The sequence below is a fragment of the Dokdonia ponticola genome (genome assembly GCF_042653865.1).
In the GTDB taxonomy this organism is placed as follows: domain Bacteria; phylum Bacteroidota; class Bacteroidia; order Flavobacteriales; family Flavobacteriaceae; genus Dokdonia; species Dokdonia ponticola.
The window spans coordinates 190,762-205,225 of record NZ_JBHSFV010000005.1 but is presented as its reverse complement, the minus strand read 5'-3'; the positions used below and the strand labels follow the sequence as shown (position 1 = coordinate 205,225).

At 32.7% G+C, this 14,464-nt stretch carries 10 protein-coding genes; 9 read left to right on the top strand and 1 reads right to left on the bottom strand.

Features of this window, described 5'->3' with window-relative positions; all coding sequences use genetic code 11:
• Positions 1-66 precede the first annotated feature (66 nt).
• From ACFO3O_RS10215 to ACFO3O_RS10185, 7 genes are read left to right on the top strand one after another with little or no spacing between them, the layout of a single operon-like run.
• Complete coding sequence (locus ACFO3O_RS10215) at positions 67-2,634, top strand: SGNH/GDSL hydrolase family protein (RefSeq protein WP_379978507.1); 2,568 nt, start codon at positions 67-69, stop codon at positions 2,632-2,634.
• A complete protein-coding gene (locus ACFO3O_RS10210; RefSeq protein ID WP_379978506.1) occupies positions 2,624-2,872 on the top strand; it encodes an acyl carrier protein in 249 nt (82 codons plus the stop codon). Before ACFO3O_RS10215 ends, ACFO3O_RS10210 begins: the two co-directional genes overlap by 11 nt.
• A gap of 9 nt (positions 2,873-2,881) precedes the next feature.
• Positions 2,882-4,936: a radical SAM protein gene (locus ACFO3O_RS10205; protein WP_379978505.1), complete on the top strand. Its 2,055-nt coding sequence runs from the start codon at positions 2,882-2,884 to the stop codon at positions 4,934-4,936.
• Positions 4,937-6,445: an amino acid adenylation domain-containing protein gene (locus ACFO3O_RS10200; protein ID WP_379978504.1), complete on the top strand. Its 1,509-nt coding sequence runs from the start codon at positions 4,937-4,939 to the stop codon at positions 6,443-6,445. It abuts the gene before it with no gap.
• Entirely contained in the window at positions 6,442-7,578 is a 1,137-nt protein-coding gene (locus tag ACFO3O_RS10195; RefSeq protein ID WP_379978503.1) for an acyl-CoA dehydrogenase family protein, read from the top strand. The genes ACFO3O_RS10200 and ACFO3O_RS10195 overlap by 4 nt, the downstream gene beginning before the upstream one ends.
• A 15-nt stretch (positions 7,579-7,593) precedes the next feature.
• Positions 7,594-8,901, top strand: a complete 1,308-nt coding sequence (locus ACFO3O_RS10190; protein WP_379978502.1) for an NAD(P)/FAD-dependent oxidoreductase — start codon at positions 7,594-7,596, stop codon at positions 8,899-8,901.
• A 48-nt stretch (positions 8,902-8,949) separates the two neighbouring features.
• Complete coding sequence (locus ACFO3O_RS10185) at positions 8,950-9,672, top strand: class I SAM-dependent methyltransferase (protein WP_379978501.1); 723 nt, start codon at positions 8,950-8,952, stop codon at positions 9,670-9,672.
• Between the two features lie 133 nt (positions 9,673-9,805).
• Here ACFO3O_RS10185 and ACFO3O_RS10180 read toward each other — a convergent pair whose 3' ends face one another.
• Complete coding sequence (locus ACFO3O_RS10180; RefSeq protein WP_379978500.1) at positions 9,806-10,489, bottom strand: sulfotransferase domain-containing protein; 684 nt, start codon at positions 10,487-10,489, stop codon at positions 9,806-9,808.
• Positions 10,490-10,989: 500 nt separating this feature from the next.
• On the opposite strand from ACFO3O_RS10180, the gene ACFO3O_RS10175 reads away from it, so the two are divergent.
• A complete protein-coding gene (locus ACFO3O_RS10175) occupies positions 10,990-11,454 on the top strand; it encodes a hypothetical protein (RefSeq protein ID WP_379978499.1) in 465 nt (154 codons plus the stop codon).
• A 2-nt stretch (positions 11,455-11,456) separates the two neighbouring features.
• Positions 11,457-14,459 carry a hypothetical protein gene (locus ACFO3O_RS10170; RefSeq protein WP_379978498.1) on the top strand — a complete coding sequence of 1,001 codons (3,003 nt, stop codon included), beginning with the start codon at positions 11,457-11,459 and terminating at the stop codon, positions 14,457-14,459.
• The last annotated feature ends 5 nt before the right edge of the window (positions 14,460-14,464 follow it).

The window sequence follows — 14,464 nt, the reverse complement described above, 5'->3', positions numbered from 1 at the left end:
GATTGCTTTTATGTACTTACCCAAAAATAATACTAAGTAAAACAGCATCGACCATCCTTATTTTTCATGAATCAAATGGTAAAGTTATTTACGTCCAAATTAAATAAGCAAGTCATAGAAATGAATGGAAATTCTTTTGATAGGGAGAAAATATTTTCCTTGACAAAGAATTTTAGTTTGATCTTTTTGGCTACTTGGATGGTTGACGGATTTGATATTGAAGGTGATTTACAGTTACCAACAATGATGGTAATTGTATGTATAGCATTTATTGTGAATGCCTTATTACCAGTGTCATATAGACTTTTCTTTTTTTTTATAGCCTCTTTAGTCCCTATTTTTTATTTTTTTTCTACGGCTCAAGCGTTTACTCTTATAGGTATAGCACTAGCATTGATAGGTGTTTGCCACTTACCTTTTTCCATAACAATTAGACAATTGCTGGTTATCTTTTTGGGAATGGGTTTAGCCTTTTGTCAATATATCATCAAAAAGACTAGTTTTGTTGGGGAGATTGCTTTAGGCTCAAAATTTGTAAGCTTGCTTGGGGTCATGTTTATGTTTAGAATCATTCTATACTTACATGAACTAAAATACCAAAAGAAAAAACCTTCCGTTTGGCAATCGCTTTCGTATTTTTTTACCCTACCCAATTATAGCTTTCCTATTTTCCCTATTATTGACTTTAAAGCATTTAATAGTACCTATTACGACGATCAAGACACAAAAATATACGAACGAGGCGTTAACCTGATCCTCCTTGGTTTATTTCAGTTGTTATTCTATCGTGTGATCTATTATCTCTTGCCATTATTAAGTGAGGTAGATGGAGCTCTTATGTTTTTTTACTACATCATGATCTCATATTTGTTTCTAATAAGATTAAATGGAATACTAAATATTATTGTAGGGATTCTACGGCTATTTGGCTTTAATTTACCTGATATTTTTAATTATATGTTTTTATCACATGGTTTTGATGACTATTGGAGACGGGTAAATATCTATTGGAAAGACTTTATGGTAAAAATATTTTACTATCCTATTTACTTTAAATTTCGAAAAAAAAGTATTGTTCTAGCGCTCACTATTGGCACCATACTAACTTTCTTTTTTAATTGGTTTTTACACTCGTACCAGTGGTTTTGGATCTTGGGAGAGTTCTCTGTAAGAGGGCCTGAAATAATATTTTGGACAATATTATGCATCCTTGTCTTAATTGCGGTAATATATCAAACTAAAAATAGAGGTAAAACAAAAATATCCAAGATAAACATCAAAACTTGGAAATTTGCATTTACTAGAGCACTTCAAATTATTTTTACAAATGTAGTTATTGCTCTTATTTATAATCTTTACAACAGCCCATCTTTTTCTGATTGGATTAATCTTTTGACAAAAATAAAAAATTCACCAATCATTGAAATAGGCATTGTACTGCTTATACTTTTACTAATAGTATTCCCACTTGCCTTAGGTATCTGGATGTACGAAAACAAAAAAATGAATTCCCTTTTTGATTTTATTTCAAGGGGTCAAGATATCCTCAAATTTGGTTTTTTAATAGGAGGGTTGTTCATTACAACCTCATTTGCAGGGAATCTATTATCTACAAAGAATCAAGTTACATTATATAATTATGTCACGCATCAATTAAACAAAAGTGACACCGAACGTCAATCTAGAGGATATTACGAAGAGATATTAAGTGGTGACCAATTTAACTCTCAGGCATGGCAAAATGAATCCGGAAAATCAGCAAACTGGGTTCAACTGAATAAAACAGGAATTATGGTCCGAGAAGACCTATTTATTAATTTAAAACCAAATGCTGAGATCGTATTCAAAGATGCGCATTTGTCAACTAATAGCTGGGGAATGAGAGACAAAGAATACTCCAAAAAAAGACCTAAAAACACAGTAAGAATTGCTATTCTCGGAGGATCTTTAGAAATGGGCACTGGTGTAGAAAATAATGAAGTATTTGAAAATTTGATTGAAAATTCACTTAATGCTAATAAAAAAGCTAGTGACCCCAATTATGAAGTTTTAAATTTTTCCATATCGGGATCTTCAATAATCAGAAATATTGAAAAATTTAACAAACAAGTAAAGGATTTTGAACCTACTCATGTTTTATTAGGCATGCACGAAGGAGAGGTCTTGCATTTCCAAAAAACCTTGAGATGGATCAAAGAGCAAACTGAAAGTAAAGAAAATCTAGAAAATATATTTAAAAATAGCCCTTGGCTACGTGAATTAGTTATCTTCATTGAAAAGGAAAATTTAAGTTTTGACCTTAACATTAAAGAAAAGGAAAAAATTAAGCGAGGAAATAAAATAATCAATTGGTGTTTAAATCATCTCAAACAAAAGTGCTCAGAAAAAGGCATAGATTTTTCATTAATTTTATTTCCTAGCCTAGAAAATAAAACCAACAACCTGAATAACATAGAGCAATTAATCAAGAAAAATAAGATTCATTATTATGATATCAGAGATGCCTATTTAAACTATGATCATGATCTCCTAAAAATAGCCGAGTGGGACAATCATCCTAATACCAAAGGGCATGAATTAATAGCTAATGCACTATATTTAGAGATTAATAAAAAAAAGCTGAATGAAAACTGAAATTGAAAATAAATTAAAAGAATACATTACAAAGAATTTTTTTGATGGTGATCCCGATTCATTAACCTCAGATACCCAATTATTAGTAAGCGGCATCATTGATTCCATTTCCGCATTAGAAATAGTGGACTTCATCGAAGAAAACTTTGATGTGCAATTTGAAGCACATGAAGTTGATAAAGAAAATCTAAGTACTATTTCTACGCTATCCAATTTTATTATCACAAAAAAAGGCTAGCAACCTACTATGACAAAAAAAAAAATCATCTTATTGGACTTCAAGTCCTATTATCCTTCTCCTCCCTATCAATTGGGATTGCTAGTAGCATATGCTAGTAAAATAGAAGAAGTGAAAAAAAATGTAGAATTTCACATTCTTGAATATACAAGAAAAATTCCCGTTTCTAAAATTGTAAATGACATACTCGAGTTAGATGCTGACTTGATAGCAATTTCAGACTATTCATGGAATCACAAGAAAATATGTGATACCCTCAACCTATTATCAAGGCAAGAAAAATTACCTAAAATACTCATAGGCGGACCAAATTGTTCAGGTAAACAAGGAGAAGAAATACTTAAAAAATTTGCTATCGTATCTTGCCTTGTAGAAGGAGAAGGTGAACCTGCATTTGCTGATATATGTCTTGCTCTAGTTCAAGATAAAGACTTATTTCTCAATTCAAAAAATTGCGTCTTTAGAGATCCAGATGGGGAAATAGTACGCCCAAATATTGGCCATAGAATTAATAGATTAGATGACGTGCCATCACCCTATTTAACTGGGGTTATTCAACCTAAACCCTCACCTGTCTTTTATGAGACAAATAGAGGTTGCCCTTACAGGTGTGCATTTTGTTATTGGGGAAATGGAAACTCAAAAGTGTATCGGATGTCACTTGAAAGAGTACGAGAGGAAATGGAATTTTTTGCCGAAAATAGAGTCAGGGCTTTTTGGTTAGCTGATGCCAATTTTGGGATTTTTCCAAGTGACGCAAAAATTGCCGAGATTATTGTAGATATAAATAAACAAAAAGGCTCACCATTTAAATCTATAGGTGTGAATTGGGCAAAAAATAGTAGTGATAGGGTCTTAGAAATAGCTTCTATCTTCCAAAAAGGAGGTATCTCAAGTGCAACCACTATTGCCCTTCAAACTGTAACTTCAGAAGCTGAGGAGTTTTCTAAACGATACTCCATGTCTCCACATAAATTCATGAATCTCATACGAAGTGCTGATAAAAGAAATATCGACACATATACGGATATCATTATTGGTTTACCTGGTGAGTCATTAGAAGATTTCCTAAATGGAATTCACATTGTCACAAACACTCTAGTCCCGTCATTGAAGATACATCAATTAGTATTGATACCAGGCACTGAATTTTATGATAAAAAAGAGCAATTAGGTCTTTTGACCACAGCTGATGTTATTACAGACCATATACCCGATGACGAAAAATCTGACTATTATGATTGTACGGTAATGAGTAATCCTTCATTAAGCGTAGAGGACATGAAAAGCGCTAGATACTTTATGGGTATTGTTCATTTCCTTCATAATCATAATTTGGGGCAGCTTACCAATCACTTTTTATCCAAGTATGATATTTCTAATAAGGAAATATTCCTTTTCATGAATGATGTTATTAACAATGATGACTTGCTTTCATCTAATGAAAATTATCAGAATTTTCTCTCTGAATTAAGAAAGACATTTAAATACTTCATTGATAAGTTTGGTGTAGATGACAATCAATACATGATGGCAATTAGCCATTCTATTTGGTTCAAAACCAATCAAAAAACAGGGTTTAAAGAAAACAATATTACTATTCTAAAAAACTTCATTCATGATTTTTATACTGCATTGTGTGAAAAACATAATTGTTGTCAATCTAATGACGAAAAACTTCTCTTACGCGAAATTATTGAATACAACTTATTAATTTCTCCAAAACCTAGTTGGATACCAGAAGATTCTTATGAGTTTCAATACAATGTACATGAGATTTGTAACGATATAAAAAACACTGTTTTAAACACTACAGATCTTCTTGAAAGTAAAAAAAATACAACATCGGGAAAGATCACTCCTTGGATTGATTTGCCAAAAATCATAGCTGCGGAAACTAAAAAATTAATAACAGATCACTACTTAGAATCAAAGCGTTACTCTGTTTCATATACGATCAAAAATCCATGGGGAATCCCACCATCCAAGGATAATATTGATTGGCTTGTCAATAGTAAAAGTAAACATTGTGTTGTAAACCCCTTAGCTTCTAAAATCCTATAGATGAGTAGCATACAGGACATATTGTATACTGGTTTTACTATGTATCCTACTAATACCGCACTATCTGACACCTCTGATAATTCTATTACTTACAATGAATTATATAAAAAAACTTCTCTTTTACAAGATGTTCTCAATGCTATTGAAATAAGAGAAGGTGTTAGGGTTGGTCTGCTATCTAAAAAAACAATTCATGCGACCATCTCTATTTTTGGGATTTTAAAATCTGGAGCTGTATATGTACCTATAGATGCTGAATCACCTTCAGAACGAATATCCTTTATTATTGATAACGCACAACCAAAAGCAATCATTATTGAAGAAGCGTTGCTTGATACTTTAAAACCCTATCTAAAAACATATACTATCCAAATAGATGTCCCTTTAGACGGGTTGGTCTTAATCACAAAGACTTCAAATAAAAATCTACTTGAACAGCCTAGTGATCTCGCCACCATTCTATACACTTCGGGGTCTACAGGAACCCCAAAAGGAGTAATGATCACTCATGAGAATATAATAAGCTTTATAAATTGGTCCAATAAATTACTAGATATAAATCATGAAGATGTATTTTCATCTATAGCTCCTTATCACTTTGACCTATCGGTATTTGATCTCTATGTAAGCATGATGAATGGAGCTCATCTAGTCCTCATAGATGCAGCTACCTCTCGAAACCCAAGAATGATATCTTTATTGATAGAGCAACGAAAAATTTCCGTATTATATGCTACCCCAAGTTTTCTAAAATTAATGTTGAAATTTGGTAAGATAGAACGATTTAATCATACTTCAATAAAGCATGTACTATTCGCAGGAGAAGTATTCAACATAGAATCACTCATTGAGATAAAGGAAAAATGGACAACTGGAGATTTTTATAATTTCTACGGACCTACAGAAACCAATGTCGTAACATACTACAAAATTCCAAGCGTGATCGATAGAAAACAATGTGTAATCCCCATAGGCCAACCTTGTCCTTATGTGAAATCAAAAATATACAATAAGAAAACTACTCCTTCTTTGACCAAAGAAGGAGAGCTACTTATAAGAGGCTCATCTGTATCTCCAGGTTATTGGAACAATAGTACTCAAAATGAAGATACTTTTATAAAAGATGATGAAAATAAAATATGGTACAAAACAGGTGATTGGGTACTGTTAGATGAATCGGGTAATTATGTATTTATTGGCCGAAAAGATAGAATGGTGAAAAAAAATGGGTACAGAATAGAGTTAGCAGAAATAGAATCTGCACTTCATAAACATCCCAACATATCTGAAGTAGCTGTCACAACTCATAACAATGAAGGAATAATTAAAATAAGTGCTTTTTATCAACTTCAAGAAAAGCATAAAAAAGAATTGCAGATATTAGAACTGAATAAACATTGTCTCAAACTTATCCCAAAATACATGCTTCCTGATAGGTTTGTTTGTTTATCTTCAATTCCAAGAACAAGCTCACACAAAGTAGATTATCGAAGCTTATCAAAACTATGACCTATATACTAACTAAACAGCAAATTACTTTAAAAAAGGAGATCATAGCTTTTTCTCAATCAGAACTCAATGCGGGCGTAGAAGATAGAGATCGAAATGAGACATTTGACAGGTTGCTATGGAAAAAATGTGGTGATCTAAAATTACAAGGCCTTTGTATTCCAGAAATGTATGGAGGAAGAGGATTGGATTTTCAACATATGGTTATAGCATTAGAGGCATTAGGGTACGGATGCACTGATAATGGCTTGAGCTTTTCCATAGGTGCTCACCTGTTAGCATGTACTATTCCCATTTTGAAATATGGATCTGAAACACAGAAAAGAGAATATTTGCCCATGCTATGTGGTGGCTCTTGGATAGCCACTAATGCAATCACGGAACAAAAAAGTGGCTCTGACGTTTTTAAGATGAGTAGCATTGCACATAAAGTAAAAAATGGATACATCCTTAACGGAGAAAAAAATTATTGTACAAATGCACCTGTTGCAGACTTAGCCGTCGTATATGCAATGACAAATGAGCAAAAAGGAGCACTAGGAGGCATAAGTAGTTTTATACTTGAAAAAAAATACTTTGAGACAAGCGATAAAATTGAAAAGATGGGTCTTAGAACGGCATTGATGGGTGATATCACTTTTAAGGACTCAGAGCTACCAAACTCCACACTAATCGGTAAAGAAGGTGCAGGGACAGTACAATTTACAAAGTCAATGATGTGGGAACGTGTTGGCCTGAGTGCAATTCATATTGGCACCTTGCAACGACTACTAGATGAAGTTGTCGTATTTGTAAAAGAGAGAAAAATTTCAAATCAAAGCATTATACATCACCAATCCATAGGTCATAAACTTGCCGATATAAGAACAACCGTCGAAGCTGGAAAACTCTTAATTGCCAAAGCCGCTTTTCTCATAGATAATAATTTAAAAGCAAATACTGCCGCATCAATGGCTAAATTATATGTGAGTGAATTATATAAAAATGCAACCTCAAATATATTACAGATATATGGTGCAAGTGGTTATATAAAAAATTCAGATATTGCAAGATCATTAAGAGATGCTCAATCTTCTACGATATATTCAGGTACTTCTGAAATTCAAAAAAACTTAATTTTAAGAAGCCTTTGACTTTAAAAAAACAATATGAATACAAACACCCCCAGTAAATGTGATGTAGTTGTAATAGGAGGAGGTCCCGCCGGTTCTATTGCTTCAGGAATACTCGCAAAAAAGGGATATAATGTAGTCGTTTTAGAAAAAGAAAAATTTCCAAGAAATACAGTTGGTGAAAGCCTTATCCCAACATTTTGGAAATTTACAGACCTCATAGATGCTTCTGAGGATATAGAAAATGAAGGCTTTTTACAAAAAACAGGAGGTGTGGTATCTTGGGGAGGAAAAGTTAAAACCGTTTCTTTTAAATCTTTTGGTATTGATAGAAAAGCACTTCATGTAGAAAGAGATCGTTTTGATGAAATACTCCTCAACAAAGTGAGAAAATTGGGAGCTAATGTTTTAGAAGAAATGAAAGTGACTTCAATAGACACTTCTAATCCTCAGGAAGCAATTGTCAAATACACCCACACTAAAAATCAAGAGCCTTCGCAAATTAAAGCAACATATGTAATTGACGCCTCAGGACAACAGGCCATTTTTTCTAAACAGCGTCGAACTCGAGTCTTCGATAAGGATTTTGGGTTTCAAGCTGTCTGGGGGTATTTTGATAAAAGCTATTTCTACGACAAAAATTTAAAGGTAAGAAGCTTTGAAGAGCGATATGAAAATGGTGGAATGACTGCGGTATCCGAAATTGGAAATTGGGGATGGAGTTGGAAAATAATGTTAAGAGAGAAAGTGAGTGTTGGAATCATTTTATCTAACAAACACCAACCACGTTTTAAGACAGGAGGTACAACACTAGAAGAAAGATTTGATTTGTTTAGTAAAGGAATTCCCTTGGTAGGAAATATGCTATCAGAGAGTACTCTTATACCAGGTTCTGTAAAATCAATTAGAGATTATGCGTACCAATCTACAAAGTTGGTATTAGACAACTGTTTTCTTGCTGGTGACGCAGCCGCTTTTGTAGACCCTATCAGCTCTGAAGGGGTACCCGTATCCATGTATGGGGGATATTTAGCTGCATGGGCAATTAGCAACAGTTTAAAAAAACCACATAGAAAGGAATTCTATAAAAACACATTTGCTCAAGAATACAATAAACGCTTAAAAATATTCAAAATATTAGCATATCCTTCAAAACAAATCCCTGACCATTTATTCAAATTGGGCCAAAAAATTATTCACTCCTTTAGTGAGCAGGAATTATTACTCATTCTAGCCCAATCCAATATGACAGGTAGATTTGAAACACTCAATAAACTATTAGGAAGTCATAGCGTAAGTAGAGACGTCAAAGAAGTAGGCTTGGTAGAACCAATATTCTTATAATTTTATCTTGAATTTTATAACCCTCAGGAAGTTCTAAATATCTAAAGTATGTCAAAACAAATGAAGAGTGGATTATATTGGGACCAGCTTTATAGGCAATTAAATGCAAGTAAAATACCCGCACTTTGGGATGTAGAGCCCTCACGTGCTGTCAAAAAAGACTTCTCTCTATTTAAACCATACTTTAACACTTCTCTGCATCTTATTGATATAGGATGCGGTACAGGTACACAGACTTTGTATCTGAGCCAACACTACAATAATATAACAGGTATTGATGTTTCTAAAAAAGCGATTCTTTCTACAAGTAAACCAACCAACCAACTGGGGCTTAGATTTGAAGTAATGGATATGCTCGACACTGAAGCATGCCTAAAACTTCATAAGAAAGTAGGAGATTCAAATATTTATATGCGGGGAGTACTCCATCAAATTCCATATATACATCGAACATCCTTTGTTCATAATTTAAAAATTTTATTGGGGCAACTTGGTACAATATTTATGATTGAGACGGCCCCAAATATCAGGGATTTCATATCTGATCTTGTACAGAATCATCCTGAAATACCTCAAACATTAGAGAATACATTGTCTAGTAATTTCCCTCCATTAGGAGTATCAAAAAAAGAACTACTTACTTGGTTTCCAGAGGAAAAATATGAGTTTCTTTCTATGCAAGAAACATCCCTAAAAACAAATATACTAGTGAACTCTGGTCATTTTATTGAGATCCCAGCAATTTATCTTCTTACAAGACCTAAACTCTGAGAATGTCTAAAAAAAATTAGCCCTTCTTTTCTATTATTTCTGTTTCCCCCTATACATCTAATGCATAAAAAATACATTCTGACATTGAGTGATGCTATAAAATCTCCGTAGGAAAAGATGTCAACCAAAGCATCTACTTATTTTTGTAATATTCATAGGCTTTCATTTGTTTGCTATGTTTCAACCAGAACAATGCCTGCAAAAGTATAGGCATCTCATCTTTATAAGAACCTACTATTCCCCTACGATAAAATTTGTTTGCCTCATCTTTTTTAATAGACGCATTGGTCGTGTCTCCATTACCGTATTGGGAAAGCCCTTTTTTTTGCGATTGAAATGTTGGTAATTTTTCTGTTTGAGGTTCTGGGAGGTGCATAATACTTCTTAAACGCTCCACTTGCGCAATTGGATCCTTTATTAAATCTTCATATTTAATTATAATGGTTGCGCTATTTCCCCATTCCTTTACATGCCTAGACCACCCTCCTGAGAAACTCCCTCCTATTCCTAAAATAACTTCACAAAGGGTGAGAAAGTAATTTTTCTTTATTTTTTTTAATTCTTTTCGGTGATGCGCTAAAGAAACGCAAGCATCACGCCCGTCACGTATTAAATAAATTGATGCTACCGATTGATATTCTTTGGGAAGTTGATGGGGCAACAGATGTGTTTTAACCACTGCAAATGAAGCAAAATCTGAATCTAACTTTTTCTTTTTCCCTAAATGATAATAGCCCGATGGGATCCCATAGACTTCGAAAAGAATATTTCTAAAAAAAGTATTTCCAGATCGCGGAAAAGAGGATAGCCATATCATATGTGGAAATATTACCCTTATACACAAGGTGTTTTCAACTTACAATAGTAACAATAATTAATGAGTTATCATCTTTTAAAACAGTGCATGTCATGTACAAAATAGGATCAATATAAACCATCATAAAGACATGATGGATGTTTTTTTTGCTTTCGCGAAAGCGAAATAAACCCTTGTAAAACTGTGATTTAACATGTACTTCTAAAAGGTTCATTGTATATCCTACGGAAGTATTTATTTGAGTTTTTGAAAATAAAAGTGCCTGATGAATACATAAAAAATTGTGCTGCCCTATTAGAAATAAAATAAACCATAACAATGACACATGCTTTAGATTGCGCTAAAAGCATAATTCCAACACTTTAAATTCTTGAATTCTTGTATCACTATGACGTAAAAAGATTTTTGATTAGTTTACTCGGGTATCAATGACAATAATTCAGTATTTTGCATCAATACTATTTCTAATGGTATTGGATTGAGCCACAAAAATCAGCTTTATGAAAAAAATATTTTACAGTAAGTTATTACTACTATCAGCACTGTTAATTATGAGCTGTGATAAAAAAAAAGAGGATACCGCAACAAATAGCACCACAACAAGCAGTGCAAGCAGTACGAATACCATAGACAATGCAGCTTCTAAAGAAATTAGAAAAACAGAAACAAAGCCGCAAGAAAAAACAATTAATGTTATCATTAATACTACTGTCAAGCCACCAAAATATCCAGACATGGATGCCTTGATGGATCATTTATTGACAAGATCTAATCATCCTAAAGCCCCGCTTACTGAAGAACAAATTGATCAAATTAATGCACTAGCGGACGATATAGAAATAACTGTTTTTAAAGATCAAACCTCTTGGACCAAAATTAAAAAACAAATGGTGCAACACATAAAATCAGAAATACTTACGCCAGAGCAATTACTATTAGTCTCAAGAAGACCTAAAACAAATTAGTAATGTTAGGGGGTAAAAAGAAAGCACTTTTTTTTAAGTTTGGATTAATTTTATGGACGCTTTGGGTGCTTATCAATTACCTTATACACCACCCCTCTTATTTCTATGCGGCTACGCATCCTCCCTATATTTACACAATTGTTATTCTAATTCTTATTTCGATAGGTATTTTCTTTTTATTATCTAAGAGGCATTTTAAATGGAGAGGATGGAAAATATATACTCTTCTTCTACTAGCATTACTGATTATTTATACAAGTTTTGCTAAAGAAGCATCCATAACCAATGATTTTTTATTTAAACAGCAAGGATTGTTTTTGGTGAATAACATTGCTCTTCACCTTGGTACATTTTTAATTTTCTTATGCTGCTTCGCAACTGGAAACAAACTGCTTTATCCATTTAAAAAGATATTAAATGGTCATCATATACTAGTACTTGGAATTGCTCTAGGAATGGCAATACTCACGCTTTTATTAATGGGATTGGCTGCTATAAGTTTCTTACAAACTTGGGTAATCATCCCCATATTATCCCTGTTATTGATATGGCAACGAAAGGCTTGTTGGTCGTTTGTGATATATGTTTTTTGGAATCCTATCAACACTAAAAATGTATCCTTTTGGACCTTTGCTGTTATTAGTATAATTTTAATTTTTACAGCTTTTAATTTGGTGGGAACGTTAAAAGTTTTTCCCCTTGGTTATGATGGAGCTGGGTTATATCAAAATCTAACAAAAAACTTAATTGACGCTCAACATTTATTAAAAGGAGGGCAAGCCTATAATTGGTCATTATTTACAAGCTTAGGTCCTTTACTGTATGGGAATATGGCATTTTCTATTTTTCTATCTCATAGTATGGGGATACTTGTTATGTGGGCTATGTTCCATCTAGGACGTGTTTTTTTAAGTAAAAATGCTACTTGGATAGGAATAGCTATTTTTTACACACTCCCTGCTATTAGTTTTCATAATTTCGTTGATGAAAAGGTAGATCTTAGTTTTCTTTTTATCTGTATATCTGTTATTATTTTCTTCCTAAAATATGGCAAATCCATACTCTATGATTTTTCAATAAAAAATAAAAATGCTACCTGTTTTTATAGTCTTTTGGGGCTACTCATGGGCTTTGCGCTAGGAATTAAATATCTTGGTTTATTGCTAATTATTGGTATTGTTTTACTGCTTATTTATCAATGGGGCGGCATCAAGGCGTATATAGGAACTATGCTCACAACTTTATCTTTACTATTTCTATTGAAAATAGATTCTTTTGGGTATTTGAAGATTTCTGCTATTGATCGATATACTATTGCTGGAGTTTTTGCGTTTTTAGGACTTGGAATATTTATTTTTTACTTCAAAAAATTGGATTGGGCAAAAGGATACCTTGTACTTCAAAATATGTTCATTATTTCCCTTTTTATGATGCTGAGTTTTATGCCTTGGACAATTAAAAATAGTATTGAGACAGGGCATATCTCTAGTAAAGCATTACTCTACGGAAAAGATACCAATGATTCTTTTAAATATGATTATTCATTTTTAGCTAAAAATGATATTCCTACTAAAATATCCAGTGAGGATAAAGCTAGACTAATTGAATATCTTGGCGGAGAAGAACATGTTACAATTGTTGATGATAAGAGTTTCCTATATCAATTAGAAAGAATAAAAAAACAACGCAAAAATACCAGAAAAGATATTAATAATAGTACGGGTAAACGCGAAGAGATACTAAGATACTTAGGGTATGAGACAGGGTTAAATAGATATTTATCACTACCGTATGATGTAAGTATGGGTGTCAACATTCCAAATAAAAGAGGAGTGGACATTGGTTTTTTATTTTTACTTTTCCTTCCATTATTTATGTTATACTTAAAAAAGGAGAACATATTTAGCTTAAAAAACAGTGTTGCTCTTTTTGTTTTAGGGGGTATTCTTTTACTGAGTTGGAAGGCTGCAATGGCCTCTAAAGGTGCTACACTTGATATTTCGGATTACCTAACCCATTTTTATCCAAATTCAAGTAATGATTTTCTTGATACAAGCAAAGCCATTTATGAGCCGTTTCTAAAAATACAAACTAGCATTAGTGAGCTCACTCAACCATTATATGGAATATTTTCAGAAATAACACTTCCCTTAACTTTATGTATCCTCATACTTTTTTGTTTACTTTTTGCTTGGAGTGCAAAAGACAATTGGCAAAAGTGTAACCGACCTATTAAATTAGTTTTGATATTTACAACGACCTATGGTTTTTTTTGGTGGATTTTAGGGAATGGAATTCCACACTACGCGTTAATTATTTGGTTATTATTCTCTTTGCTAATTGCTTATTATTACGAAAACATATCCCTTTTTGTCTCTGAAGAAATACAATCTTTTTTAAAAAAATGGGCTCAAGCTATATTCTCTATCTTTTTAGTGCTAAATTTAGTAGCACATTTTTCTAATAGCAATAATAATATAAGTCAACTAAGTAATGTTTTTTTCGAACCGTTTATAAGTCATTATTCCAATCATTTTATAACAAATACAAATTTCAATAATTCAAGATCAATAATATACCCTGCGGCCAAGGTTCTGAATAGTGATGTTTCTAAAAATATTTATCGAGTTGGGACATATATGGACTATCACATAAAAAACAGTAATTTGAGAGTTTATGAAGATTCTCAACTCAATATATTTGATCGCGTTAGCAATAGATTAAAAAATCCAGATGATTTTTTAACTGTTTTAAAATTAAATAATGTTAAGTACATTGTTTTTAGTCTAAAAGTAGCAACTATTGATCAGACGCCAGAAAAATCCTTAACTGATAAAGCAACTAGAATTGTAAAAGTCTTAAACAATAAGGATAAAATCCGATTGGTGATGACCAATAATGTAGTAAGTAGGACAGATCCAAAAACAAATGAAACGCAAATGGTTTATGGTCTGGTTGGCAAGACAGTAGAGCAAGGGGATATTGCTATTTTTGAAATCTTATAATGCCT

Coding starts and splice junctions, on each gene's coding strand:
- ACFO3O_RS10170 (WP_379978498.1), top strand. CDS start 11,457: ATGTTAGGGGGTAAAAAGAAAGCACTTTTTTTTAAGTTTGGATTAATT.
- ACFO3O_RS10210 (WP_379978506.1), top strand. CDS start 2,624: ATGAAAACTGAAATTGAAAATAAATTAAAAGAATACATTACAAAGAAT.
- ACFO3O_RS10205 (WP_379978505.1), top strand. CDS start 2,882: ATGACAAAAAAAAAAATCATCTTATTGGACTTCAAGTCCTATTATCCT.
- ACFO3O_RS10190 (WP_379978502.1), top strand. CDS start 7,594: ATGAATACAAACACCCCCAGTAAATGTGATGTAGTTGTAATAGGAGGA.
- ACFO3O_RS10180 (WP_379978500.1), bottom strand. CDS start 10,489: ATGATATGGCTATCCTCTTTTCCGCGATCTGGAAATACTTTTTTTAGA.
- ACFO3O_RS10175 (WP_379978499.1), top strand. CDS start 10,990: ATGAAAAAAATATTTTACAGTAAGTTATTACTACTATCAGCACTGTTA.
- ACFO3O_RS10185 (WP_379978501.1), top strand. CDS start 8,950: ATGTCAAAACAAATGAAGAGTGGATTATATTGGGACCAGCTTTATAGG.
- ACFO3O_RS10200 (WP_379978504.1), top strand. CDS start 4,937: ATGAGTAGCATACAGGACATATTGTATACTGGTTTTACTATGTATCCT.
- ACFO3O_RS10215 (WP_379978507.1), top strand. CDS start 67: ATGAATCAAATGGTAAAGTTATTTACGTCCAAATTAAATAAGCAAGTC.
- ACFO3O_RS10195 (WP_379978503.1), top strand. CDS start 6,442: ATGACCTATATACTAACTAAACAGCAAATTACTTTAAAAAAGGAGATC.